This window comes from Kitasatospora sp. HUAS MG31, assembly GCF_040571325.1.
GTDB lineage: Bacteria > Actinomycetota > Actinomycetes > Streptomycetales > Streptomycetaceae > Kitasatospora > Kitasatospora camelliae.
Map to the genome: position 1 here is coordinate 5,118,286 of NZ_CP159872.1, position 26,386 is coordinate 5,144,671.

The following is a 26,386-nucleotide window of genomic DNA, read 5'->3' on the forward strand; positions in this document are numbered from 1 at the left end:
GCTGCACCGGCGAAGTGAAGAACCAGCAGGTCAGGTGCTGGAGTGTCCCCTCCGGGGAGGAATCCCCGGTACTCTCCGGTCTACCCGGGTCACGCGCGCTTGTACCCTTGTGAACGTCACGATTTGTACAACCGTCAGCTGATCCGTCCGGCCGGCCGCCCGGCGGCGGTTCAGTGGGTGCGCTGGGTGGGGATGCGCAGCGTCAGGATCGCCATGTCGTCGGAGGGCGGCTCGGGGGCGAAGCGCTCCACGGCGCGCTGGACGCGGGCGGCCACCGCTCCGGCGGTCAGACCGGTGCAGCCGGTGAGCACCTCGGCCAGGCCGTCGTCGCCGAGCATCCGGCTGCCCTCGCGGCGTTCGGTGACGCCGTCGGTGACGCAGAGCAGCACCTCACCCGGTGCGAGGACCAACTCCTCGGCGGTCAGGTCGAGTTCGTCCATCACGCCGAGCAGCGGCTGGGGTGAGGCGGCCTGGTCGACCTGGCCGTCGGTGCGCAGCCGGAGCGGCAGCGGGTGGCCGGCGCAGACCAGGGAGAGCGTGGTGGAGCCGTCCGGGCGGGGGGTCAACTCGCCGTAGAGCAGGGTGAGGAAGCGGGCCCGGGCGCCCTGGTCGAGGATGGCCGCGTTGAGCCGGCTGAGCACCTGCGGGGCGCTGAGGCCCTCGCGGGCGAGCAGTCGCAGCGAGTGGCGGGCGAGGCCGGTGACCGAGGCGGCCTCGGGGCCGGTGCCGCAGACGTCGCCGATGGCGAAGCCGTAGGTGCCCTCGCGGATCGGGAAGATGTCGTAGAAGTCGCCGCCGACCTCGTTGCCCTCGCCGGCCGCCTGGTAGAAGACCTCCACCTCCACGCCCGGGATCTTGGGCAACTCGGGTGGCAGCAGGGCGCGTTGGAAGGCCTGGCTGGTGGCGGTGCGCTCGGAGTACAGCCGGGAGTTGTCGAGTGCCAGGGCCGCCCGGCGGGCGAGGTCCGCGCCGAGCTCCAGGATCTCCTGGCGGAACCGGACGCCGGCGGCCGCGCCGAGCACCAGCAGGCCGATCACCCGGTTGCGGGCGGACAGTGGCAGCACCAGCGTCTCGCCGAGCAGGCCAGCGAGTTCGGGACTCTCGGGCAGGCCGAGGGCGCGCGCGGTGTCGGCCGGGGCCGGCCACGGCCGGGCGGCGGGGGAGGGCGCGGCGTCCGGGGCGGGGGTCTTGTCGAGGATCGCCCGCAGCGGGTCGATCCGGTCCTCGTCCTCGTGCAGCACGAAGGCGAGTTCGGCGCCGGCGGCGGACTCGGCGGTGGTGTAGACGGCGCACCAGGAGGCCAGGGTGGGCACGGCCATCTGGGCCATCAGGGCCAGCGTCTGCTCGTGTTCCAGGGTGCCGGCGAGCAACTCGGAGGCCTCGACCAGGAAGGACAGCGAACCCCGTCTCGACCGCTCCAGCTCGGTGAGGCGGGCGCTCTCCAGGGCCAGCGCGATCCGGTCGGCGGCGAACTGCAGGCGCAGCGCGTCCTCGTTGTCGTAGCGGCCGGGGCCGGCGGCGGCGACGCCGAGCGAACCGGTCAGCCGGCCCTCGACCTTGAGCGGCACGGTGATCAGCGAGCGCAGGCCGGTGTCGGAGAGCAGCGGGGCGGCGTGCGGGCGGCCGGTGAGGTCCTCGTGGACGGCGGGCAGCCGGGCGGAGTCGAAGCGGCCTCCGGACTCGATCGGCAGCCGGGTGAAGCGGCGTCCGGCCCCGGACAGGCCGGTGGCGGCGCGGACCTCGAACTCGGTCTCGTCCTCGGAGGTGAGCATCAGGTAGGCGGCGTCGGCGTCGAGCAGGTCGCGGGCGCGCTCGACGATGCCCTGGAGCAGCGAGCCGAGGTCGTCCGGGGCGACCTGGCCGACCAGCAGGTCGAGCGGCTGTACGGCGGCGGGGGTGTCGGCGGTGTGCTGCGGGGTGCGCAGGACGGCGCGGTCCTGCTCGTCGACCAGCAGACAGAGCGTGCTGGGCACGCCGGCGCTGTCGCGCAGCCGGACCTGCAGGCCGTACACCCCGGCCACGCCGCCGTCGCCGCGGCGGAGGCCGAAGCCGCCCTCCCAGCGGGCCAGCCGGAGCGTCTCGTCGAGGGTCGGGCCGAGGCCCGTGACGGACTGCGGCCAGGCGGCGAGGTCGGCCCAGGGGCGGCCGAGGACCTGCTCGGCGGGGAGCCGGAAGAGCGCCTCGGCGTCGGCGTTCCAGGACCGGACCACGCCGTCGTCGTCGATCTGGGCGACGGCGACCCGGACCGGTCCGGCCGAGCCGGGCAGTTCGCCGCCGGGGAGGCTGGGCAGCGCGTACCGGGTGCCCGGCACGTGCTCGGGCAGGGCGAGCCGGAACCAGACGGTCTTGCGCCCGGCGGAGTACTCCACGCCCCAGGAGGTGGACAGCGCCGAGCACATCAGCAGCCCGCGGCCGCCCTCGCCGTCCGGATCGGCGTACCGGTCGGAGGAGGCGGCGGAGACGTGGGCGAAGGAGGGCAGGTCGCGTTCGGGGTGGCGGTCGGTCACCTCGATCCGGACGCTCTCCTCCTCGCGCAGGCAGCACACCTCGGCGGCGGTGCCGGCGTGCACGACGGCGTTGGTGACGAGTTCGCTGACCAGCACGATCGCGTCGTCGACGACCTCGGGCAGGCCCCAGCCGAGCAGGGCGTCGCGCACGAAGGCGCGCGCGGCGGCGGCCGAACGGCCGACCGGTTCGAAGGTGGCGGCTGCGCGCGCGGTGACCACTGCCACATCTCCTCTGCTCTGGTCCGGCTGCCCGGGATCCGGGGTGGGTGGGCGGCCCTGGCCCGGTGCAGCGGTCCACCCTACTTTCCGCTTGGTTCCCCGCGGGTACGGGGCGCTGAAACAGGCACCTGGGGGTGATTCTGCCCACGGGTTCACGGGTGGGAGTCGTGAACCCTCCGCAAGCGGCCGGACACCCGGCGTCCGTGCTGACAGACTGGGGGGTCCGCAACAGTCGGCCGGGCAGTACGGTCGACGCGGTGCCGGGGGTCCTGCACGGCTCCCGGCCGCCCGCTCCCGAGCGGTACTGAACCAGTCACGATGTGGGAGGGCCCCGTTGAGTTCGGCCACCAAGGACGCAACCGCCATGACCTCCGCCGCCCCGCGCGGCGGCCGGTCGGCCTCGCCGTCGCGCGGCGCGGCCGGCCGGCGGGCCAACACGCACCGCGGTGCCGAGCCGGCCGAGCTGCGGAAGGTGCTGGCCGCGCTCACGGCGATGCGGGACGGCAACTTCCGCCGCCGGCTGGCCTTCCCGGGGGACGGCCCGCTGGCGGAGATCGCCGCGGTGTTCAACGAGGTGGCCGAGCGCAACCAGCACCTGACCGGCGAACTGGCGCGGGTGCGACGGGCGGTGGGCCGTGAGGGCCGGCTCTCGGAGCGGCTGGAGTCGGGGGTCGGCGAGGGCGCCTGGATGGCGGCGGTCGACAACTGCAACGCGCTGATCGACGACCTGGCCCGGCCGATGGCCGAGGTGGGCCGGGTGCTGACCTCGATCGCCGAGGGCGACCTGGACCAGCGGATGGAGCTGCGCTCGGTGCACACCACCGGGGCGAGCTACCCGCTGCGCGGCGAGTTCCTCAAGGTCGGCCGGACGGTGAACGGGCTGGTCGACCAGCTCTCGGAGTTCACCGACGAGGTGACCCGGGTGGCGATCGAGGTGGGCACCGAGGGCAAGCTCGGCGGCCAGGCCCGGGTGCGCAGCGTCTCCGGCAGCTGGAAGGACCTCGCGGACTCGGTCAACACCATGGCGGGCCGGCTCACCGCGCAGGTGCGCAACATCGCCGAGGTGACCACGGCGGTGGCCAAGGGCGACCTGTCGCGCAAGGTCACGGTGGACGTGGCCGGCGAGATGCTGGAGCTGAAGAACACCGTGAACACCATGGTGGACCAGCTCAACTCCTTCGCCGCGCAGGTGACCCGGGTGGCCCGTGACGTGGGCACCGAGGGCCGCCTGGGCGGTCAGGCGCAGGTGCCGGGCGTGGCCGGGGTGTGGCGCGACCTCACCGACTCGGTGAACTTCATGGCCAACAACCTGACGGCGCAGGTGCGCAACATCGCCGAGGTGACCACGGCGGTGGCCAAGGGCGACCTGTCGCGGAAGATCGAGGTCGACGCCCGGGGCGAGATCCAGGAGCTGAAGAACACCATCAACACGATGGTGGACCAGCTCTCCGGGTTCGCCGAGCAGGTGACCCGGGTGGCCCGAGCGGTGGGGACGGAGGGCATCCTCGGCGGTCAGGCGCAGGTGCCGGGCGTGGCCGGGGTCTGGAAGGACCTCACCGAGAACGTCAACTCGATGGCGAACAACCTCACCAGTCAGGTCCGCAACATCGCCCAGGTGACCACCGCGGTGGCCAAGGGCGACCTGTCGCAGAAGATCCAGGTGGACGCCCGCGGCGAGATCCTGGAGCTGAAGAACACCATCAACACCATGGTCGACCAGCTCGGTGCCTTCGCCGACGAGGTCACCCGGGTGGCCCGGGACGTGGGCACCGAGGGCATCCTGGGCGGCCAGGCCAGTGTGCCGGGGGTCTCCGGCACCTGGAAGGACCTGACCAACAGCGTCAACCTGATGGCCAACAACCTGACCAGCCAGGTCCGCAACATCGCCGAGGTGACCACGGCGGTGGCCCGCGGCGACGTCTCCAAGAAGATCACCGTCGACGCCAAGGGCGAGATCCGCGAGCTGGTCACCACCGTCAACACGATGGTCGACCAGCTGTCGGCGTTCGCGGACGAGGTGACCCGGGTGGCCCGCGAGGTGGGCACCGAGGGCATCCTCGGCGGCCAGGCCCGGGTGAGCGGGGTCTCCGGCATCTGGCGGGACCTGACCGACAACGTGAACTTCATGGCGTCCAACCTGACCAGCCAGGTGCGTAACATCGCCGAGGTCGCCTCCGCGGTGGCCAGCGGCGACCTGTCCAAGAAGATCACCATCGAGGCGCAGGGCGAGGTCAAGGCGCTCGCCAGCACTCTTAACACCATGGTCGACCAGCTGTCGGCGTTCGCCGTCGAGGTGACCCGGGTGGCCCGCGAGGTGGGCACCGACGGCACCCTGGGCGGCCAGGCCTCGGTGCCGGGCGTGGCCGGCATCTGGAAGGACCTGACCGACAACGTCAACCTGATGGCCAACAACCTCACCGGCCAGGTCCGCAACATCGCCCTGGTCATCACGGCGGTGGCCCGCGGTGACCTGTCGCAGAAGATCGACGTGGACGCCCGGGGCGAGATCCTGGAGCTCAAGACCAGCATCAACACCATGGTCGACCAGCTCGGCGCGTTCGCCGACGAGGTGACCCGCGTCGCGCGCGAGGTGGGCACCGACGGCCGGCTCGGCGGCCAGGCCCGGGTGCCGGGCGTGGCCGGCCGCTGGCAGGACCTCACCGAGTCGGTGAACGAGCTGGCGAACAACCTGACCCGGCAGGTGCGCGCGATCGCCCAGGTGGCCACGGCGGTGACCCGCGGGGACCTCAGCCCGCGGATCGACGTGGACGCGTCCGGCGAGCTCGACGAGCTCAAGGACAACATCAACCAGATGATCGCCAACCTGCGCGAGACCACCCGGACCAACAAGGACCAGGACTGGCTGAAGACCAACCTGGCCCGGATGTCCGGTCTGCTGCAGGGCCGGCGCGACCTGGAGGCGGTGGCCTCGCTGATCATGACCGAGCTCACCCCGGTGGTCTCGGCCCAGCACGGCGCCTTCTTCCTCGCCCAGCCGGCCGGCCGCTCCGCCGAGCTGATCACCGAGGACGACGACGAGACCGACACCGTGCTCCGGCTGATCGGCTCGTACGGCTACAACCGCCGCACCATGCCGACCACCTTCCGGCCCGGCGAGGGCCTGATCGGCCAGGCGGCGGTGGAGAAGCGGTCGATCATCGTCAGGGAGACCCCGCCCGGGTACCTGAAGATCGGCTCCGGCATGGGCGAGGCCGCCCCGGCGCACCTGGTGGTGCTGCCGGTGCTGTTCGAGGACCGGCTGCTCGGCGTGATCGAGCTGGCCACCTTCGGCGCGTTCACCACCGTGGCGCTGGACTTCCTCAACCAGATCGCCGACCTGATCGGTGTGACCGTCAACACCATCAGCGTCAACACCAAGACCGAGGGCCTGCTGCTGGAGTCCCAGCGGCTGACCGCCGAGCTCTCGATGCGCTCGGCCGAGCTGGAGGCCCGCCAGGAGGAGCTGGAGCGCACCAACGAGGAGCTCCAGGAGAAGGCCGAGCAGCTCGCCCAGCAGAACCGCGACATCGAGATCAAGAACAGCGAGATCGAGGAGGCCCGGCAGATCCTGGAGGAACGCGCCGAGCAGCTCGCGCTGGCCTCCCGCTACAAGAGCGAGTTCCTCGCCAACATGTCGCACGAGCTGCGCACCCCGCTCAACTCGCTGCTGATCCTGGCCAAGCTGCTCTCCGACAACAACGAGGGCAACCTCTCCGCCAAGCAGGTCGAGTTCGCCGAGACCATCCACGGCGCCGGATCCGACCTGCTCCAGCTGATCAACGACATCCTCGACCTCTCCAAGGTCGAGGCCGGCAAGATGGACGTCCGCCCGGCCCGGATCGCCCTGGTCCAGCTGGTCGACTACGTGGAGGCCGCGTTCCGGCCGCTCACCGTGGACAAGAACCTGGACTTCGCCGTCCGGGTCTCGCCCGACCTGCCGGTGACCCTGCACACCGACGAGCAGCGCCTCCAGCAGGTGCTGCGCAACCTGCTCTCCAACGCGGTGAAGTTCACCGACTCCGGCGCGGTGGAGCTGCTGATCCGCCCCACCTCCGACGGCGGGGTGCCGCAGCACGTCCGCGAGCTGCTGCTGGAGGCCGAGGCGATCTGTGACCCGGACGAGCCGCTGATCGCCTTCTCGGTCTCGGACACCGGCATCGGCATCCCCGGCAACAAGCTGCGGGAGATCTTCGAGGCGTTCAAGCAGGCCGACGGCGGCACCAGCCGCAAGTACGGCGGTACCGGCCTCGGCCTGTCGATCAGCCGGGAGATCGCCCGCCTGCTCGGCGGCGAGATCCACGTCGAGAGCGAGCTGGGCCGGGGCTCGACCTTCACCCTGTACCTGCCGCTGCGCAGCGACGCGCCGGGTACGGCGCCCGAGCGCGGCAGCGCGCCCCCGGTGCGCGCCCTCGCTCCCGCCGCCGTCCCGGCCGCCCTGCCGGCCCTGGTGCTCGACCCGCCGGCCGAGGTGCGCACCCCCGCCGAGCACTGGGCGCAGGAGGTCCGCGAGCTGGCCGAGGAACGCCGCCGCGGGGCCGCCGAGCGCCGCCGCCGCAGCCCCGTCCCGGAGGCGCTGCCCCGCCAGCCCGTCGAGCCCTCGGCCGGCCGGCCCACCGCCGCGGCCGGACGGTTCGACGGCGAGCGGGTCCTGATCGTGGACGACGACATCCGCAACGTCTTCGCCCTGACCAGCGTGCTGGAGCAGCACGGCCTGACCGTGCTGTACGCGGAGAACGGGCGCGAGGGCATCGAGGTGCTGGAGCAGCACGAGGACGTGGCCCTGGTCCTGATGGACATCATGATGCCGGAGATGGACGGCTACGCCACGACCGAGGCGATCCGCCGGATGCCGCAGTTCGCCGGGCTGCCGATCATCGCGCTCACCGCCAAGGCGATGAAGGGCGACCGCGAGAAGTCCCTGGAGGCAGGCGCCACCGACCACGTCACCAAGCCGGTCGAGATCGACCACCTGCTGGCGGTCATGCGCCAGTGGCTGGGGGTCGGATAGCGGCGGGGGTTCCCGGCCCGCCGCCACTGGCGGCCCCGGCCGGGAACCCGGTAGGGTCGCCCAATCGTTGCGAACAGTGACCGACCGGTAACGGGTCGCACCGAGCCTGTGGCGGGCAAGGGGGTACGGCTAGCATGACCGGGGCAGTGATGGGCGGTACGCGTGTGCCGACCCTCGGACATCAACCGGCAGGAGGGCGGGTCCCGGTGCAGAAGGCGAAGATCCTCCTGGTCGACGACCGGCCGGAGAACCTGCTGGCGCTGGAGGCGATCCTCTCCGCGCTGGACCAGACGCTGGTCCGGGCCGCCTCCGGCGAGGAGGCGCTCAAGGCGCTGCTCACCGACGACTTCGCGGTGATCCTTCTGGACGTCCAGATGCCCGGGATGGACGGCTTCGAGACGGCCTCGCACATCAAGCGCCGGGAGCGCACCCGGGACATCCCGATCATCTTCCTCACCGCCATCAACCACGGCCCGCACCACACCTTCCGCGGCTACGCGGCCGGCGCGGTGGACTACATCTCCAAGCCGTTCGACCCGTGGGTGCTGCGCGCCAAGGTCTCCGTCTTCGTCGACCTGTACATGAAGAACTGCCAGCTCAAGGAGCAGGCCTCGCTGCTGCGCCTGCAGCTGGAGAACAGCGAGCAGCCGGCCCTCGGCGGCGCGCTGCTCGGCGAGCTGTCGGCCCGGCTGGCCTCGGTGGAGGAGCAGGCCGAGGCGCTCACCAAGCAGCTGGACGGCTCCGCCGAGACGGCCGCCGCGGCCACGGCGGCCCACCTGGAGCGCAAGCTCGTGGGCCTGCGCCGTGCCCTGGACGCGCTGCGCCCCGGCTCCGGGTGAGGCGGTTTCAGCCCGGGGCGAGCCGGCGTCAGGATCCGCCGAGCGGGTGAGCCGGGCGGCCGTGACGGGCCGTCGACGACACGGCCGCGGGCTTCCGCTCGGTCACATGTCCGGCACCCCTCGGCGCCGGTAGGCTGCTGACCCATGGCCACACGTACGCCCGGCAGCGCCGCGCGCAACCCGAAGCCCGGGCCGGCCAGGAAGGCCCCGGCCAAGAAGGCCGCGGCCAAGAAAGCCGCGGTGCCGGGACCCCCCGCCAGGAAGGCGGCGGCGAAGAAGGCGGCCGCCAAGCCCGCGCCGCCCCCTCCCCGCCCGATACTCTTCCGTGCCGTCCGCGCCCTCTGGCTGGGGCTGGCGCACGCCGTCGGGGCGGTGTTCCGGGGCTTCGGCGACGGGGCCAGGAACCTCGACCCGGCGCACCGCAAGGACGGCGTCGGCCTGCTGCTGCTCGCCCTGGCCCTGGTCACCGCCGTCGGCACCTGGTTCAGCCCGCAGGGCTGGCTGGGCGAGGCCGCCACCAACGTGGTCTCCGGCCTCTTCGGCCGGCTCGACGTGCTGGTGCCGCTGCTGCTGCTGGCCGTCGCGGTCCGGCTGATGCGCCACCCGGAGGTGCCCGAGGCCAACGGGCGGATCCTGATCGGCGTCAGCACCCTGGTGGTCGGCGTCCTCGGCCTGGTGCACATCGGCTGCGGCGCGCCCGGCATGTCCAGCGGGGCGACCCGGATACGGCAGGCCGGCGGCATCCTCGGCTGGGCCGCCTCCACCCCGATGATGGCCGCGGCGGGCCCGCCGCTGGCCGTCCCGCTGCTGCTGCTGCTCGCCTTCTTCGGCCTGCTGGTGGTCACCGCCACGCCCGTCAACCGCATCCCGGAACGGCTGCGGCAGGTCGGCGTGCGCCTCGGCGTGGCCGAGCCGCTGCCCGGCGAGGAGCCCGCCCCGGGCGCCGCCCGCGCGTTCTCCACCGCGCCCCCGGAGGACGCCGACCCCGACGCGCTGCCGATCACCATCGAGGGCTCCGACGACGAGCTGTCCGCCCGCCGCCGGCGCCGCCGCCGCAGGCCCGACGAGCCCGCCGAGCCCGAGGGCGAGCCGCTCTCCTTCGAGAAGGACCCGTACGGGACCCGCAGCCTGGCCGCCGGCGTCGCCGCCGACCTGGACGGCGCGCTGGTCTACGGGGTGCCGGCCTCCCCGCTGGTCGCCGACATCGTGCACCAGGTCAAGGACAACACCGCGCCGCCGGAGGAGCCGGCCGTCCCGCCCGCCCGCAGCGGCGGCCCCGGCGCCCCCGAGGAGCACGGCCCGGCCCCGGTCCGGATGGAGCAGCTCCAGCTGGCCGGCGACATCACCTACGCCCTCCCGCCGCTGGACCTGCTGGAGCACGGCGCCCCGGCGAAGGCCCGCTCCAAGCTCAACGACGACGTGGTGGCCCAGCTCAGCGGCGTCTTCGCCGAGTTCAAGGTGGACGCCAGGGTCACCGGCTTCACCCGCGGCCCGACGGTCACCCGCTACGAGGTGGAGCTCGGCCCGGCCGTGAAGGTCGAGCGGATCACCGCCCTGGCCAAGAACATCGCGTACGCGGTGGCCACCCCCGACGTGCGGATCATCAGCCCGATCCCCGGCAAGTCCGCGGTCGGCGTGGAGATCCCCAACCGGGACCGCGAGATGGTCACCCTGGGCGACCTGCTGCGCTCGCGCAGCGCCGCCGAGGACACCCACCCGATGGTGGTCGGCATGGGCAAGGACGTGGAGGGCCACACCGTGATGGCCAACCTCGCCAAGATGCCGCACGTCCTGGTCGCCGGCGCCACCGGCGCGGGCAAGTCCTCCTGCATCAACTGCCTGATCACCTCGGTGCTGGTCCGGGCCACCCCGGACGAGGTGCGGATGGTCCTGGTCGACCCCAAGCGGGTCGAGCTCACCGCGTACGAGGGCATCCCGCACCTGATCACGCCGATCATCACCAACCCCAAGAAGGCCGCCGAGGCCCTCCAGTGGGTGGTGCGCGAGATGGACATGCGGTACGACGACCTGGCCGCCTTCGGGTTCCGGCACGTGGACGACTTCAACGCCGCCGTCCGGGCCGGGACGGTGACCCCGCCGCTCGGCAGCGAGCGCGAACTGACGCCGTATCCGTACCTGCTGGTGATCGTCGACGAGCTGGCCGACCTGATGATGGTGGCGCCGCGGGACGTCGAGGACTCGGTGGTCCGGATCACCCAGCTCGCCCGGGCCGCCGGCATCCACCTGGTGCTGGCCACCCAGCGGCCCTCGGTGGACGTGGTGACCGGCCTGATCAAGGCCAACGTGCCGTCCCGGCTGGCCTTCGCCACCTCGGCGATGGCCGACTCCCGGGTCATCCTCGACCAGCCCGGCGCGGAGAAGCTGATCGGCAAGGGCGACGCGCTCTTCCTGCCGATGGGTGCCAGCAAGCCGGTCCGGATGCAGGGCGCGTTCGTCACCGAGGCCGAGATCGCCAAGGTGGTCCAGCACTGCAAGGACCAGATGACGGCCCGGTACCGGGACGACGTCGTGGTCGGCGGCGGGCCGAAGAAGGAGATCGACGAGGAGATCGGCGACGACCTGGACCTGCTGATCCAGGCGGCCGAACTGGTGGTCTCCACCCAGTTCGGTTCGACCTCGATGCTCCAGCGCAAACTGCGGGTCGGTTTCGCCAAGGCGGGCCGGCTGATGGACCTGATGGAGTCCCGGGGGATCGTCGGACCGAGCGAGGGTTCCAAGGCCCGCGACGTCCTGGTGAAGCCGGACGAACTGGACGGGGTACTCATCACCCTGCGGGGCTGACCTCCGGCCCGTCTCACTCGTTCGGTCCAATGTGGGAGGCGGGAACCGGATCCGGTACTCTCTCGTCCACTCGGGGCGGGGGCGTTTGCACGGCAGACCGGCTGATCGCCCGTCAGTCCGCACGGGCCCGGCGGCGCACGTTCGGGCCATTTCCGCTTGAGAAACGTTCCGCCCCCGCCCCTAGACTGTCTTCTCAGCAGGTGGCCAACGCTCGAAAGGCGCTCCAGTGACCATCGGCAAGTCCCCCCGCAACGACGGCCCGGATGAGGCCGAGCTGCCCGTCGACCAGGGGCCGAGCATCGGCAGGGTGCTCGCGTCGGCCCGGATCGCGGCGGGTCTGACGGTTGATCAGGTGAGCACCAGCACCCGGGTCAGGGTCCCGATCGTGCACGCCATCGAGGAGGACGACTTCGACCGCTGCGGCGGTGACTTCTACGCCCGCGGCAACATCCGCCTGCTCGCCCGCGCGGTCGGGGTGGACGGCGACGCCCTGATCGCCCGCTACGACGCCGCCCACGGCGGCTCCCCGGCCAGCAAGCGGCCCACCCAGCTGATGCCGGACACCGGCCCGATGAGGGTCTCCGACCACCGCCGGCCGAACTGGACGGCCGCCATGGTCGCCGCCATCGTCGCGGTGGTCGCGCTGATCGGCTTCAACCTGTTCTCCGGCAGCTCCCGGGACGCCGGCGCCGGCTCCGCCAGCGCCCCGCTGCCCAGCGGCGCCGCCTCCCCGGTCACCGCCTCCGCCCAGCCGCCCGCCCCGGAGACCAGCCTGGCGCCGATCGCGGCCGCCCCGGCCGACAAGGTCACCGTCAAGCTGGTGGCCGAGAAGGACAAGAGCTGGGTGACCGCCAAGGACAGCAAGGGCAAGTCGCTGTTCTCGAACAACCTGGAGTCCGGGCAGGACCAGACCTTCACCGACCCCAAGAAGATCACCCTGGTGATCGGCAACGCGGGGGCCGTCCACCTGTACGTCAACGGCAAGGACCTCGGTCCCGCCGGCGCCGAGGGCCAGGTGGTGCATCTCACCTACACGCCCGGCGACCCGCAGGCAGGCTGACCGAACAGCCCGCGGTGAGCAGCGCGCGGCCTCCGGGGCGAACGGCACCGGGGGCCGCGCGTTAATCTTGGCACCATGCCTGAACCCCGCACTGTCGCCCTGGTCACGCTCGGTTGCGCCCGCAACGAGGTCGACTCCGAGGAACTCGCCGGGCGACTGGAGGCCGACGGCTGGCGCCTGGTCGACGATGCCGCCGCTGCCGACGTCGCCGTCGTCAACACCTGCGGGTTCGTCGAGGCCGCCAAGAAGGACTCGGTCGACGCCCTCCTGGAGGCCAACGACCTCAAGGGCCACGGCCGCACCCAGGCCGTGGTCGCGGTCGGCTGCATGGCCGAGCGCTACGGCAAGGAGCTCGCCGACGCGCTGCCCGAGGCCGACGGCGTCCTCGGCTTCGACGACTACGCCGACATCTCCAACCGGCTGCAGACCATCCTCTCCGGCGGCCACGTCGAGGCGCACACGCCGCGTGACCGCCGTACCCTGCTGCCGCTCACCCCGGTCGAGCGGCAGGCCGCGGCCGCCGAGGTCGCCCTGCCCGGCCACGGCGCCCCCGAGGACCTCCCGGAGGGCGTCGCCCCCGCCTCCGGCCCGCGCGCCCTGCGCAAGCGGCTGGACGACAGCCCGGTGGCCTCGGTCAAGCTCGCCTCCGGCTGCGACCGGCGATGTTCGTTCTGCGCCATCCCCGCGTTCCGCGGCTCCTTCGTCTCCCGCCGCCCCTCCGACGTGCTGAACGAGGCCGTCTGGCTGGCCGGCCAGGGCGTCAGCGAGATCGTCCTGGTCAGCGAGAACAACACCTCGTACGGCAAGGACCTGGGCGACATCCGCCTGCTGGAGACCCTGCTCACCGAGATCGCCGCGGTCGAGGGCGTCGAGCGGGTGCGGGTCAGCTACCTGCAGCCGGCCGAGATGCGGCCCGGGCTGATCGACGCGATGACCGGCACCGCCAAGGTCGCCCCGTACTTCGACCTGTCCTTCCAGCACTCGGCCCCGGCCGTGCTGCGCCGGATGCGCCGCTTCGGCTCCACCGACCAGTTCCTGGACCTGCTGAAGACCATCCGGGACAAGGCCCCGGAGGCCGGTGTCCGCTCCAACTTCATCGTCGGCTTCCCCGGTGAGACCGCGGAGGACTTCGCCGAGCTGGAACGGTTCGTCTCGCACGCGAGGCTGGACGCCATCGGCGTCTTCGGCTATTCGGACGAGGACGGCACCGAGGCGGCCGGCTTCGAGAACAAGCTGCCCGAAGACGTGGTCGCCGAGCGGCTGGCCACCCTCTCCCGGCTGGCCGAGGAGCTCACCGCTCAGCGCGCCGAGGAGCGGATCGGCACCGAGGTGCTCGTCCTGGTCGAGTCGGTCGAGGACGGCGTGGTCGAGGGCCGGGCGGCCCACCAGGCCCCGGAGACCGACGGCCTCACCACCCTGCTGGGCGTCGAGGACGCCGAGATCGGTCGGTACTACCGGGCCCGGGTGGTCGGCACCGAGGGCGTGGACCTGGTGGCCGAGCTGCTGCCCGTCGAGGACGCCCCGGCCGGTGCCGAGGCCCTGGTGAGCGCCGTGGGCGCGGGGGGATCCGAATGACCAAGGGGCCCGGCGCGCCGGCCGCGGCCCACCCCGGCCGCCGGCCGGAGGCGGCGCTGCCTGCCGCGCCCGGCGTCTGGAACATCGCCAACGTGCTGACGATGGTCCGGCTGCTGCTGGTGCCGATCTTCGTCGCGCTGCTGTTCGCCAACGGCGGCCACGACCCCAAGTGGCGCTCGGTGGCCTGGGCGGCCTTCGCCATCGCGATGATCACCGACCTGTTCGACGGCGAGCTGGCCCGGCGCAAGGGCCTGATCACCGACTTCGGCAAGATCGCCGACCCGATCGCGGACAAGGCGATCATGGGCGCGGCGCTGGTCGGCCTGTCCGTCCTGGGCGACCTGCCGTGGTGGGTGACCGTGGTCATCCTGGCCCGCGAGCTCGGCATCACGCTGATGCGGTTCTGGGTCATCCGGTACGCGGTGATCCCGGCCAGCCGGGGCGGCAAGATGAAGACCCTGACCCAGGGCATCGCGGTCGGCATGTACGTCCTGGTGCTCACCGGGCCGCTGGCCACCGCCCGGGCCGTGATGATGGGCGTCGCCGTGCTGCTCACCGTCGTCACCGGACTCGACTACGTCGCCCAGGCGCTGCGCCTGCGGCGCGAGGGCATCGCGAAGGAGAAGGCGGGGGCATGACCGCGGTGGAGGGGGAGCTCGCCCGGCGGGCGCACGAGGAACTGAAGGCGGCCGGGGCCACCCTGGCGGTGGCCGAGTCGCTCACCGGCGGGCTGCTGGCGGCCGCCCTGGTGGAGATCCCGGGCGCCTCGGCGACCTTCCGCGGCTCGGTCACCGCGTACGCCACCGACCTCAAGGCCTCCGTGCTGGGCGTGGACGAGGGACTGCTGGCCGTCCACGGCGCCGTGCACCCGGTGGTGGCCCGGCAGATGGCCGAGGGCGTCCGGCGGGTGCTGGGGGCGACGTACGGTCTCGCCACCACCGGCGTGGCCGGTCCCGAGCCGCAGGACGGCCGGCCGGTCGGCACGGTCCACGTCGCCCTGGCCGGGCCGGCGGGAACACTGGTCGTCTCGCCCCGGTTGTCGGGGGAGCGTGCCACAATCCGACGTGGGGCGGTGGCGGCCGCGCTGCGGCTGCTGCTGGACCGTCTGCCGGGGGAACGCCCGGCGCATCCGTAGCGGCTGAATCCCCGTCGCGCGGGGGTTTGCCGAAATCACTGAACTGGCCTCCGACACCGGAGGATCGTGTTAGACCGGATGGCCTGGCTGGGCAGGTATCAGCCAGTTGACGCGCCGTGCGGTCCCCGCTGGGAGCCCGGTTCGGGCGCTTTGACGGTCCGGGCGGGGGATGAGACAGGGGAGGGGACAGCCTTGCAGCCCAGAGTGAACACGACCATGGTCCCCGCACGCGATGCGGACAAGGCGGTACGGTGGGGTCGTGACATCTCGATCCGCAGTCCGAGGAGGGAGGCACCGATGATCCTGCTCCGTCGCCTGCTGGGCGATGTGCTGCGTCGGCAGCGCCAGCGCCAGGGCCGCACACTCCGCGAGGTGTCGGCAGCCGCCAGGGTTTCGCTCGGGTATCTCTCCGAAGTGGAGCGGGGGCAGAAGGAGGCCTCCTCCGAGCTGCTCTCCGCCATCTGCGACGCGCTCGACGTCCGGATGTCCGAGGTCATGCGCGAGGTCAGCGACGAGCTGTCGCTCGCCGAACTTGCGGCGATGGCCACCCTCTCCGAGGGTGATCTCCTGAGGCCGGTCCTCGAACCGGTGCCGCTGCCGGCTCCCGGGTCCGACCGGGCGGGGGCGATGTCGTCCAAGGCTGCCGCCATGGACGTGGTCGCGGCCTGACGGGCCTCGTCCGTCCCGCCCGGGTCCGGTGCGGGGTGTGAGCGAAGGAGGCCGGAGTGCGGAGTGCTTGGTCGGCGTGTGCCGGTGCCTGGGCGACCGTGCTCCGGCTTCCTGCTGTCCGGGGGCGGTTGCCGCTGCTGCTCGTCCTGGCGGGCGGGGTGCTGTTGCTGGGGCGGGCCGTGGGGGCCGGTGAGGCCGTGCTGGGTGCCCTGGCGGCCGGGGGGTGGAGTCTCGGGCTGATACCCGTGCACAGCGACCGTACGGCGGCGCCCAGAGGCGCGCGGCGGCGTACGCCGGAGGAGGCCGGCTAGACCGGCTGGACCGGGGTGCCCGCCCGGCCGCTCGGCCACTTGCCCGCTCACGGCCGGAGACGGTAGCCGCGCGGGGTGGGGTGGAAGCCGGCGGACTCCAGGGCGGGGCCCAGGGGGGAGGAGAGGGCCGGGACGCCGTTGGCCCGCTCGACCGTCACACTGCCCAGGGCGCCCTCCCGGACCGCCCCCGCCAGCGCCTCCAGCGCGCCGCGCAGCGGCTCCTCCCGCTCCTCCCAGCACAGCAGCGACTTGCCGCCGCGCTCCACGTACAGCACCAGCTCCCCGTCCACCAGGACGACCAGCGCGCCCGCCTTGCGGCCCGGCCGGTGCGCGGTGCCGGCCTTCGCCGTCGCGGCGGCCGGCGGCTCGGGCCAGGGCAGGGCGGCGCCGTACGCGTTCGCCGGGTCGGCGGCGGCCAGCACCAGCGCCTGCGGGGGCTCCGCCGGGCCGGCCGACCACTCGGCGGCGGCCGCCCGCTCCAGCCGGCCGCTGACCGAGCGGAGCCGGTCGGCCGCGCCGTCCATGGCGAACTGGGCGCCGCCCAGCCCCTCGACGAAGTACCCGCGGCGGGCCCGGCCGCGCTCCTCGAAGGCCGACAGCACGCGGTACGCCGCCGCGAAGCCGCCCGGGACGCGCTCGGCGGCCACCGTGCCGCGGGTCAGCACGCCGTGCCGGTCCAGCAGGCTCTGCGCCTGGGCGGCCGCGCGGACGGTCGGGTCCTCGGTGTACGCGGGCAGCAGCGACCACCGCCCGGCGGCCGTCGGCGGCCCCGAGCGCAGCGCGGCCGCCGGACGGCCCAGGCCCCGCCCGGCACCGCCGTACCGCCCGCGCGGGGTGGCCCGGGGCGCGCGGTGCGCGGTGGAGCCCGCCGTACGGCCGGAGCCGAGCAGGGCGCGCAGCGGGGCCAGGGTGTCGTTGGTGACGAACCCGGCCCAGACCAAGTCCCACAGGGCGTCGGTCAGCTCGGCGGGCGGGGTGTCCGGGATCCGCTCGGCGAGCTGGCGGAAGTACAGGCCGTACCCGCCGGCCAGGGCCTCCAGCAGGGCGGTGTGGACGGGGGTGAGCGCGGGCGGGACGGGCTCGGGGCGCAGCACGTGCGCGTTCTCCGCCAGGTGCAGGCTGATCCAGCCGTCCTTGCCGGCCAGGGCCCCGGCGCCGGACCAGCCGACCTCGCCGGCCGTCATCAGCTCGTTCAGCAGCTCGGGGGAGTAGTCCGCCAGCCGGGCCGGGAGGATCAGCTTCTCCAGCGCGGAGGCGGGCAGCGCGGTGCCCTGCAGCTGCTCGACCACCCGGTACAGGCCGTCCAGGCCGCGCAGCCGGTGGCCGGCCAGGTGCTGCCACTGCGGGAGGAAGGCGGCCAGCGCGCGCGGCGGGACGGCCTCGACCTCCTGGCGCAGCGCGGCCAGCGAGCGGCGGCGCAGCCGGCGCAGCACCTCGGCGTCGCACCACTCCACGGTCGCGGTGTGGCCCTCGACCGGGCGGAACTCGCCCTGGACCAGCCGTCCGGCCGCGGTCAGCCGCTGCAGGGTGCCGGCGACCACGGCGCTGCCCAGGCCGAACCGGGCGGCCGCCTCGGCGGCGGTGAACGGCCCGTGGGTGCGGGCGTACCGGGCGAGCAGGTCGCCCAGCGGATCCCTGACCGGCTCGGTGAAGGCCTCCGGGACGCCCACCGGCAGCGGGGTGCCCAGGGCGTCCCGAAGACGCCCGGCGTCCTCGATCGCGGCCCAGCGCAGCTCGCCGCCGACCCGGACCTGGATCACCCGGCGGGCCGCCTCCAGCTCCAGCGCCCACAGCGGCTCGGCACCCCGGGCGGTCAGCTCCGCCTCGCCCAGCGGGCCGAGCAGGCGCAGCGCGTCGGCCACGCCCTCGGCGTCCTTGACCCGGCGGTCCGGGGTGAGGCGCTGGAGCTCGGCCTCCAGCTCCGCCAGAACCCGCGGGTCGAGCAGCTCGCGCAGCTCCGCCTGGCCGAGCAGCTCGGACAGCAGCCGGGAGTCCAGCGAGAGCGCGGCGGCCCGGCGCTCGGCGAGCGGGGAGTCGCCCTCGTACAGGAACTGGGCGACGTACCCGAAGAGCAGTGAGCGGGCGAACGGGGAGGGCTCGGGGGTGGTGACCTCGACCAGGCGGACCGCGCGGGACTCCAGGTCGCCCATCAGCTCGACCAGGCCGGGCACGTCGAAGACGTCCTGCAGGCACTCGCGGACGGCCTCCAGCACGATCGGGAAGGAGCCGTACTCGGCGGCCACCTCCAGCAGCTGGGAGGCGCGCTGGCGCTGCTGCCAGAGCGGGGTGCGCCGACCCGGGTTGCGGCGCGGGAGCAGCAGGGCGCGGCCGGCGCACTCGCGGAACCGGGAGGCGAACAGCGCCGAACCGCCGACCTGGTCGGTGACGATCTGCTCGACCTCACCGCGGTCGAAGAGCACGGCGTCGGCGCCGACCGGCGCCTCCTCGGCGGCGGGCTGCTCGGGGGAGGGGAAGTCCAGCAGGTCGGCGTCGGGCAGGCGCAGCACGATGCCGTCGTCGGCGTGCATCACCTGCGGGTCCAGGCCGTGCTTCTCGCGCAGCCGGGCGCCGAGGGCGAGCGCCCACGGGGCGTGCACCTGGGCGCCGAACGGGGAGTGCACGACGATCCGCCAGTCGCCCAGCTCGTCGCGGAACCGCTCGACCACGATCGTCCGGTCGTCCGGCAGGTGGCCGCAGGCGGACCGCTGCTCGGCGAGGTAGTCGAGCAGGTTGGCCGCCGCCCAGTCGTCCAGCCCCGCGGCCCGCAGCCGCTCCGAGGCGGCCTCCGGCGGCAGGGCGCCGACCTCGCGGACGAAGGCGCCGACCGCGCGGCCCAGCTCCAGCGGACGGCCCAGGGTGTCGCCCTTCCAGAACGGCAGCCGGCCCGGCACGCCCGGGGCCGGGGTGACCAGGACCTTGTCGTGGGTGATCTCCTCGATCCGCCAGGAGGTGGTGCCGAGGGTGAACACGTCGCCGACCCGGGACTCGTAGACCATCTCCTCGTCCAGCTCCCCGACCCGGCCGCCGCCCTTCTTCGGGTCGGCGCCGGCGATGAACACGCCGAACAGGCCGCGGTCGGGGATGGTGCCGCCGGAGGTGACGGCCAGCCGCTGGGCGCCGGGGCGGCCGGTGACCGTCCCCGCGACGCGGTCCCACACCAGACGGGGACGCAGCTCCGCGAAGGCGTCCGACGGGTACCGGCCGGCCAGCATGTCGAGCACGCCGTCGAAGGCGGACTGCGGGAGGGTGGCGAACGGCGCGGCCCGGCGGACCAGGGCCAGCAGCTCGTCCACGTCCCAGGTGTCGAGCGCGGTGATCGCGACCAGCTGCTGGGCCAGCACGTCCAGCGGGTTGCGGGGGACGCGCAGCGCCTCGATGCCGCCGGAGCGCATCCGCTCGGTGACCACCGCGGACTGCACCAGGTCGCCGCGGTACTTGGGGAACACCACGCCGGTGGAGACCGCGCCCACCTGGTGGCCGGCCCGGCCGACCCGCTGCAGCCCGGAGGCGACCGAGGGCGGCGACTCCACCTGGACCACCAGCTCGACCGCGCCCATGTCGATGCCCAGTTCCAGGCTGGAGGTGGCCACCACGGCGGGCAGCCGGCCGGCCTTCAGCTCCTCCTCCACCAGGGACCGCTGCTCCTTGGAGACCGAGCCGTGGTGCGCCCGGGCGATCACCGCCGGGGCACCGGCCGCCGCCCCGGAGCCGCCCATCAGCTGGGCCGGGCCGTGCGCCTCGGGCAGCGGCTCGCCGGTGGCCCGCTCGTGGGCGATCTCGTTCAGCCGGTTGCACAGCCGCTCGGCCAGCCGGCGGGAGTTGGCGAAGACGATGGTGGAGCGGTGGGCCTGGACCAGGTCGACGATCCGCTCCTCGACGTGCGGCCAGATCGAGCCCGCCTGGACGGAGGAGCCGGTGGAGGTGGGCGAGCCGGGACCGGCGGCCTCGGCCGGGGCCGGCAGGTCGTCCAGATCGGGCACCGGGACGACCACCGACAGGTCGAACTCCTTGGCCGAGGGCGGCTGCACGATCGCCGCGCCGCGCCGCGGGCTGAGGAACCGGGCCACCTCCTCCACCGGCCGGACGGTGGCCGACAGGCCGATCCGCCGGGCCGGCCGCTCCAGCAGCTCGTCCAGCCGCTCCAGGCTGAGTGCCAGATGGGCGCCGCGCTTGGTGCCGGCCACCGCGTGGACCTCGTCCAGGATCACCGTGTCGATCCCGCGAAGCGCCTCCCGGGCGGCCGAGGTGAGCAGCAGGAACAGCGACTCGGGGGTGGTGATCAGGATGTCCGGCGGGTGGGTGGTGAAACGGCGGCGGTCCGCCGCGGGGGTGTCGCCGGAGCGGATGGCGACCTGCACCTCGGGCTCGGGCAGCCCGAGCCGGACGGCGGCCTGGCGAAGGCCGGTCAGCGGGGCCCGGAGATTGCGCTCCACGTCCACCGCGAGGGCCTTCAGCGGCGAGATGTAGAGCACCCGGCAGCGGCGCCGCGGATCGGCGGGCGGTGGGGTGGAACTGAGCCCGTCGAGCGCGGAGAGGAAGGCCGCCAGGGTCTTGCCGGAGCCGGTGGGCGCGACCACCAGCACGTCCGTCCCGCTCCGGATCGCCTCCCAGGCGCGGGCCTGCGCCTCGGTGGGCGCGGAGAAGGCACCCCTGAACCACGCCCTGGTCGCCGGTGCGAAGCCGTCCAGGGGGTCGGGGAGGGTGCGCTGCGCCATGCCCCCATGGTGCCCGGCGGGTCTGACAATCCGGGCCCGGGCGCGGTGCGGGCGGCGGCAGCCGGGGTCGGCGCGGGGCCCGGCGCGGGTCCGGTGAGGCCCGGCGTGGGTCCCGGTGCGGCCTCGGTGTGGGACCGGCGTGGTGCGACACGCGGCTCGGACGCGGCCTTCGGATGCCGCAGCCGGCGGGGCAATCCCGACAATCGACTCATATGGTGATGTTCCAGGCCCGAAGCCCACGAGTGGAGGCCGTTGCCATGGAGCAGGTCAGCCCGGCCGGGGGCGGCCGCGCCCGGCGCCGCACGGGCCCCGTGAGCGTGCTGGCGGCCATGATGCTCACCGCCCTCCTCCTCGGCGGCGCCGTCCCGTACGTGGCCGGGCAAGGCCGCCCCTACCTCAGCTACCTGGTGCTCGCCGAGCGGCCGGACGCCGGGGGCGCCGCGGCCGCCGCGGCCGAAGCGGAAGCCGAGGGCGGCCGGGTCGTCCAGGACTACCCGCAGATCGGCGCGGTCCTGGTGTACGCCCAGGGCGCCTTCGCCGAACGGCTGCGGAGCCGGCCCGGCATCGCGGCGGTCGGCGCCACCCGCACCGCGGCCGTCCCCGGGCCGCCGCGCCCGATCGGCGGCGCCGGCGGCTTCGCCGGCGTCCTGGACGGCACCGCCAGCCTGGAGAGCCGGATCGGCGGACAGACCCCCGGCAGCGACGGCTCCGGGTCCGCCGACGGTGCGGACGCCGCCGGCGACTCCACCGCGACCCTCCCCGACCCGGCCGAGCGGAGCGACTGGAACCTCGACATGATCGGCGCCAACGGAGCACCGGCCGGCTTCTCCGCCCTGCTGCGCACCCCCACCGGCGACCGCGCCGTGGACCGCCAGGTCCCGGCCGCACCCCAGGCGCTGCGCCGGGTCCTGGTCGCCGTCCTCGACTCCGGGGTCGACGACACCCACCCCGACCTGCGCTCCGCCGTGGACCCGCAGGCCTCGGTCTCCTGCGCCGACGGCCGGCCGGACGCCCGGTTCGGCGCCTGGCGGCCCGACCCCGGGGTCGGCGAGAGCGGCCACGGCACCCACGTCGCCGGGATCGTCGGCGCGGCCCGGGACGGCCACGGGGTCACCGGCGTCGCCCCCGGCGTCCGGATCGCCGCCGTCCGGCTGCTCGGTCCGCTCGGCCAGTACTACGCCGAGAACATCGTCTGCGGCATGCTCTGGGCCGCCGACCACGGCGCCAAGGCCATCAACGACAGCTACTTCGCCGACCCCTGGAAGTACAACTGCCCCGAGGACCCGGACCAGGCCGCACTGATCGCCGCCGTGGGCCGGGCGGTGGCCTACGCCCAGCGGCAGGGCGCGGTGGTCGTCGCCTCCGCCGGCAACGACGCCCAGGACCTCACCGCGGGACGGGACGACCGGCGCAGCCCCAACGACCGGATGTCCGGCCCCGCCGAGGACCGGGAGCTGGGCACCGAGTGCATCCGGCTGCCCGGCGAGCTGCCCGGGGTGATGACCGTCAGCGCCGTGGACCGGCGCGGCCTGCCCGCCTCGTACACCAACTTCGGACGCGGCCGGATCTCGATCGCCGCACCCGGCGGGGACCCGGACGGCGGGTCGCAGGGGGCGATCGTCTCCGACTGGCCCGGCGGGCAGTACGCGGCCCTGGCGGGCACCTCGATGGCCGCCGCCCACGTCACCGGCGCCGTCGCCGTGGCCGCCGCCGGCCATCCCGAGTGGGGGCCGGACCGGCTGATCGCCCACCTCGCCGACACCGCCGCCGCCAACTGCCCGATGCTGCCGGGGGGCTGCCACGACCGCGAGTACTACGGCGCCGGCGTGCTCGACCTGGTCTCCGGCTGACCCGCGGCTCCGGCCGACCCGGAGCTGCGGCCAGGCCCGCGGCCCGGGCCGACCCCGGGCTCCGGCCGGCCCGCGGCGGGCCCGGTCCGAAAACCGGGCGCGCTCCGGCCCGGCCCGGGGCAGGATCGGGGGATGTCCGTGTACCTGGAGACCGAGCGGCTGACCCTGCGGCGGTTCACCCCCGCCGACGCCGACCTGCTGGTGGAGCTCGACGCCGACCCCGGGGTCATGCGGTACCTCAGCGGCGGGCGGGCCACCCCGCGCGCGGTGGTCGAGCAGGAGATCATCCCGCTCTACCTCAGGCACTACCGCGACACCCCCGACCTCGCCTGGTGGGCCGCGCTCGACCGGGACGGCGGGGAGTTCCTCGGCTGGTTCGAGTTCCGGCCGACCGGCCGGGAGGCGGGCGAGGTGGAACTCGGCTACCGGCTGCGCCGCGCCGCCTGGGGCCGCGGGCTGGCCACCGAGGGCGCCCGGGCGCTGGTCGCGCGCGGGTTCGGCGAACTCGGCGTGCGGCGGGTGGTCGGCTACACGATGGCGGTGAACCTGGGCTCCCGCCGGGTGCTGGAGAAGGCCGGGCTGCGGTACGTCCGCACCTTCCACGAGGACTGGCCGGATCCGATCGCGGGCGCCGAGCACGGCGAGGTGGAGTACGCCCTGGACCGGGCGGGGTGGCGGACCGCTCCGGAATACTGGGAGCCATGAGGCTGACCGAGTTCTGGCGACGGATGTACGAGCACTTCGGCGAGGCGTACGCGGAGTCGTTCGCCAGCGACCACGTGATGAGCGAGCTCGGCGGCCGGACGGTGCGGCAGGCGCTGGAGGCCGGCTGGGAGGCCAAGGACGTCTGGCGGGTGGTCTGCCGGACCCAGGGGGTCTCGCCGCTGCTGCGGTGACCCCGCCCTGAGGGCGCGGTGGTGCCGGGCCGCGGCAGCCGACTCACCGGCTGGAGCCGTCCGGTTTCGTCCCGTTATGGGTGAGACTGTCCCGGTGGCCAGCAGCGCAGACGCACCTCCGCCGCCCGACCCGCCCGCCGGCGGGGAGGACGCCGGCCGGGGTGCGCGGCCCGGCGGGGGGATGCCCCGCTGGCTGCCGCGGGCGATGGTGCTGGCGCTGCTCCTGGTGGGGCTGTTCCAGCTGGCCGACTGGGCCTTCCACCAGCTGATCGACCTGCTGGTGATGCTGCTGGTCGCGTTCTTCCTCTCGCTGGCGATGGAGCCCGCGGTGGACCGGATGGCTGCCCGCGGGATACGGCGCGGGCTCGGCACCTTCCTGGTGTTCATCGGGCTGGCGGTCGCCGTGGCCGGCTTCCTCACCGCGCTCGGCACCCTGCTGGTCGACCAGATCTCGCAGATCGCCGGACGGCTGCCGCACCTGCTGGACAACCTGATCGGCTGGGTGAACCGCACCTTCGACCAGGACTTCTCGCTCGGCGAGCTGCAGAACCGGGTGCTCCGCGACTCCGGCGCCATCGAGAAGTACGTCCAGCAGGCCGCGGACAACGTCTGGGGCGTCTCCAGCACGGTGATCGGCGGGCTGTTCCAGGCGTTCACGGTCGGCCTGTTCACCTTCTACCTCACCGCCGAGGGCCCCCGGGTGCGGCGGACCGTCTGCTCGCTGCTGCCGCCCGCCCGGCAGGGCGAGGTGCTGCGGGCCTGGGAGATCGCGCTGGCCAAGACCGGCGGCTACCTCTACTCCCGGGCGCTGCTGGCCCTGGTGTCCACGGTGGCGCACTGGATCATGTTCCAGATCATCGACCTGCCGTACGCCGCCGCGCTGGGCGTCTGGGTCGGTGTGGTGTCGCAGTTCGTCCCCACCATCGGCACCTACATCGCCGGCGCCCTGCCGGTGCTGGTGGCCCTCACCGACCAGCCGCTGGACGCGCTCTGGGTGCTCGGCTTCGTGGTGGTCTACCAGCAGGTGGAGAACTACCTGCTGCACCCGCGGATCACCGCCCGCACGGTGGACGTGCACCCCGCGATGGCCTTCGGCGCGGTGATCGCCGGGGCGGCGCTGCTCGGCGCGGTGGGTGCGCTGATCGCCATCCCGGTGGCGGCCACCCTGCAGGGGTTCGTCGGGACGTACGTCCGCCGGTACGAGGTGACCACGGACCCGCGGATCGACCGCGGGGAGGCACGCAGGCTCCGCAGGGAGCGCAGACGGGCCGCCGCGCGCCGACTCCGGCGCCTGATGCGCGGCGATCATTCGGACGATTCCGCAGGTCAGGACCGGGAGGACGGAGAAGAGTAGGCGCCGTGCTCGAAATCGAACGCGTGTTCCTTATACTCTTCGGCGAGGAGTTTTCCACAGGCCGAGCCCGATCCGGGCCGATTGTCGGTGGTACGCGCTAGCGTCGAGGACGATGAAGCGCAACGCACAGAACCCGAGGGTGGAAGCCATGGCAGGTACGGACCGCGAGAAGGCCCTAGAGACCGCACTCGCCCAGATCGAGCGGCAGTTCGGCAAGGGCTCGGTGATGCGCCTCGGCGAGAAGGCGAACGAGCCGATCGACGTGATCCCCACCGGCTCCACGGCGCTGGACGTCGCCCTCGGCGTCGGCGGCATCCCGCGCGGCCGCGTGATCGAGATCTACGGCCCCGAGTCCTCCGGCAAGACCACGCTGACCCTGCACCTGGCGGCCAACGCCCAGCGGGCCGGCGGCACGGTGGCCTTCGTCGACGCGGAGCACGCGCTCGACCCGGAGTACGCCAAGAAGCTCGGCGTCGACACCGACGCCCTGCTGGTCAGCCAGCCGGACACCGGTGAGCAGGCCCTGGAGATCACCGACATGCTGATCCGCTCCGGCGCGATCGACCTGGTGATCATCGACTCGGTGGCGGCCCTGGTGCCGCGCGCCGAGATCGAGGGCGAGATGGGCGACTCGCACGTCGGTCTGCAGGCCCGCCTGATGAGCCAGGCGCTGCGCAAGATCGCCGGTGCGCTCAACCAGTCGAACACCACCGCCGTCTTCATCAACCAGCTGCGCGAGAAGATCGGCGTCATGTTCGGCTCCCCGGAGACCACCACCGGTGGCCGGGCGCTGAAGTTCTACGCCTCGGTCCGCCTGGACATCCGCCGGATCGAGACCCTGAAGGACGGCACCGAGGCGGTCGGCAACCGCACCCGCGTCAAGGTGGTCAAGAACAAGGTCGCCGCGCCGTTCAAGCAGGCCGAGTTCGACATCCTCTACGGCGTCGGCATCAGCCGCGAGGGCGGCCTGATCGACATGGGCGTGGAGCACGGGTTCATCCGCAAGTCCGGCGCCTGGTACACCTACGAGGGCGACCAGCTCGGCCAGGGCAAGGAGAACGCCCGCAACTTCCTGCGCGACAACCCGCAGCTGGCCGACGAGATCGAGGCCAAGATCAAGGGCAAGCTCGGCATCGGCCCGAAGGTCGAGACCGAGGCCGGCGCCGCCGCGGCCCCGGCCGCCGAGGCCCCCGTCGTGGCCGCCAAGTCGGCCACGGCGAAGAAGACGGCGGCGGCCAAGGCCTGAGCCGTTGACGCACCATCCCGCCGGAGCACCGGGCTCGGCCGACGAGTCCGGTGAGCTGGGCCCGCCGGACTGGTTCGCGGCCGTCGCCGAGCCCTCGGACGAGGAGCCGGAGCCACCGGTCGTACGGCCGCGCCGGCGTGCCGGTCGGCGGAGCGAGAGCGGGCGGTGGGGCGGCGACGCCCGGCCCGGGGCCGGGTGGG

Annotated in this window: 15 protein-coding genes; 13 read left to right on the forward strand and 2 right to left on the reverse strand. The window is 73.8% G+C overall.

Annotated features, from left to right (window positions below; genetic code table 11):
• Positions 1 to 170 precede the first annotated feature (170 nt).
• Positions 171 to 2,726 carry a SpoIIE family protein phosphatase gene (locus ABWK59_RS23105; RefSeq protein ID WP_354642510.1) on the reverse strand — a complete coding sequence of 852 codons (2,556 nt, stop codon included), beginning with the start codon at positions 2,724 to 2,726 and terminating at the stop codon, positions 171 to 173.
• Positions 2,727 to 3,090: 364 nt separating this feature from the next.
• Here ABWK59_RS23105 and ABWK59_RS23110 point away from each other — a divergent pair, with 364 nt between their 5' ends.
• The 8 genes from ABWK59_RS23110 (at position 3,091) to ABWK59_RS23145 (ending at position 15,814) form a co-directional block, all read left to right on the forward strand.
• Positions 3,091 to 7,734 carry a HAMP domain-containing protein gene (locus ABWK59_RS23110; RefSeq protein WP_354642511.1) on the forward strand — a complete coding sequence of 1,548 codons (4,644 nt, stop codon included), beginning with the start codon at positions 3,091 to 3,093 and terminating at the stop codon, positions 7,732 to 7,734.
• Positions 7,735 to 7,883: 149 nt separating this feature from the next.
• A complete protein-coding gene (locus ABWK59_RS23115; RefSeq protein WP_354645073.1) occupies positions 7,884 to 8,573 on the forward strand; it encodes a response regulator in 690 nt (229 codons plus the stop codon).
• 144 nt (positions 8,574 to 8,717) lie between these two features.
• Entirely contained in the window at positions 8,718 to 11,375 is a 2,658-nt protein-coding gene (locus ABWK59_RS23120; protein WP_354642513.1) for a DNA translocase FtsK, read from the forward strand.
• Between the two features lie 226 nt (positions 11,376 to 11,601).
• Positions 11,602 to 12,435 (forward strand): RodZ domain-containing protein, encoded by an 834-nt coding sequence (locus ABWK59_RS23125; protein ID WP_420492835.1) that lies wholly within the window; start codon positions 11,602 to 11,604, stop codon positions 12,433 to 12,435.
• A 75-nt stretch (positions 12,436 to 12,510) separates the two neighbouring features.
• Positions 12,511 to 14,010, forward strand: a complete 1,500-nt coding sequence (gene rimO / locus ABWK59_RS23130) for a 30S ribosomal protein S12 methylthiotransferase RimO (RefSeq protein ID WP_354642514.1) — start codon at positions 12,511 to 12,513, stop codon at positions 14,008 to 14,010.
• Positions 14,007 to 14,648, forward strand: a complete 642-nt coding sequence (gene pgsA / locus ABWK59_RS23135; RefSeq protein ID WP_354642515.1) for a CDP-diacylglycerol--glycerol-3-phosphate 3-phosphatidyltransferase — start codon at positions 14,007 to 14,009, stop codon at positions 14,646 to 14,648. The genes rimO and pgsA overlap by 4 nt, the downstream gene beginning before the upstream one ends.
• On the forward strand, positions 14,645 to 15,145 hold the full coding sequence (locus tag ABWK59_RS23140; RefSeq protein WP_354642516.1) for a CinA family protein: 501 nt from the start codon (positions 14,645 to 14,647) through the stop codon (positions 15,143 to 15,145). The genes pgsA and ABWK59_RS23140 overlap by 4 nt, the downstream gene beginning before the upstream one ends.
• 297 nt (positions 15,146 to 15,442) lie before the next feature.
• Positions 15,443 to 15,814: a helix-turn-helix domain-containing protein gene (locus tag ABWK59_RS23145; protein WP_354642517.1), complete on the forward strand. Its 372-nt coding sequence runs from the start codon at positions 15,443 to 15,445 to the stop codon at positions 15,812 to 15,814.
• 358 nt (positions 15,815 to 16,172) lie between these two features.
• On the opposite strand, the gene ABWK59_RS23150 is transcribed toward ABWK59_RS23145, so the two are convergent.
• Positions 16,173 to 20,840 (reverse strand): ATP-dependent helicase, encoded by a 4,668-nt coding sequence (locus ABWK59_RS23150; RefSeq protein ID WP_354642518.1) that lies wholly within the window; start codon positions 20,838 to 20,840, stop codon positions 16,173 to 16,175.
• A gap of 257 nt (positions 20,841 to 21,097) precedes the next feature.
• Here ABWK59_RS23150 and ABWK59_RS23155 point away from each other — a divergent pair, with 257 nt between their 5' ends.
• From ABWK59_RS23155 to recA, 5 genes are all read left to right on the forward strand, one after another.
• Positions 21,098 to 22,690 carry a S8 family serine peptidase gene (locus ABWK59_RS23155; protein WP_354642519.1) on the forward strand — a complete coding sequence of 531 codons (1,593 nt, stop codon included), beginning with the start codon at positions 21,098 to 21,100 and terminating at the stop codon, positions 22,688 to 22,690.
• Between the two features lie 132 nt (positions 22,691 to 22,822).
• Positions 22,823 to 23,395 (forward strand): GNAT family N-acetyltransferase, encoded by a 573-nt coding sequence (locus ABWK59_RS23160; RefSeq protein WP_354642520.1) that lies wholly within the window; start codon positions 22,823 to 22,825, stop codon positions 23,393 to 23,395.
• Positions 23,392 to 23,586 carry a DUF3046 domain-containing protein gene (locus ABWK59_RS23165; RefSeq protein WP_354642521.1) on the forward strand — a complete coding sequence of 65 codons (195 nt, stop codon included), beginning with the start codon at positions 23,392 to 23,394 and terminating at the stop codon, positions 23,584 to 23,586. Before ABWK59_RS23160 ends, ABWK59_RS23165 begins: the two co-directional genes overlap by 4 nt.
• A gap of 94 nt (positions 23,587 to 23,680) precedes the next feature.
• On the forward strand, positions 23,681 to 24,940 hold the full coding sequence (locus ABWK59_RS23170) for an AI-2E family transporter (protein ID WP_354642522.1): 1,260 nt from the start codon (positions 23,681 to 23,683) through the stop codon (positions 24,938 to 24,940).
• Between the two features lie 148 nt (positions 24,941 to 25,088).
• Positions 25,089 to 26,186, forward strand: coding sequence for a recombinase RecA (recA, locus tag ABWK59_RS23175; RefSeq protein WP_354642523.1), 1,098 nt, complete (start codon positions 25,089 to 25,091; stop codon positions 26,184 to 26,186).
• Positions 26,187 to 26,386 lie beyond the last annotated feature (200 nt).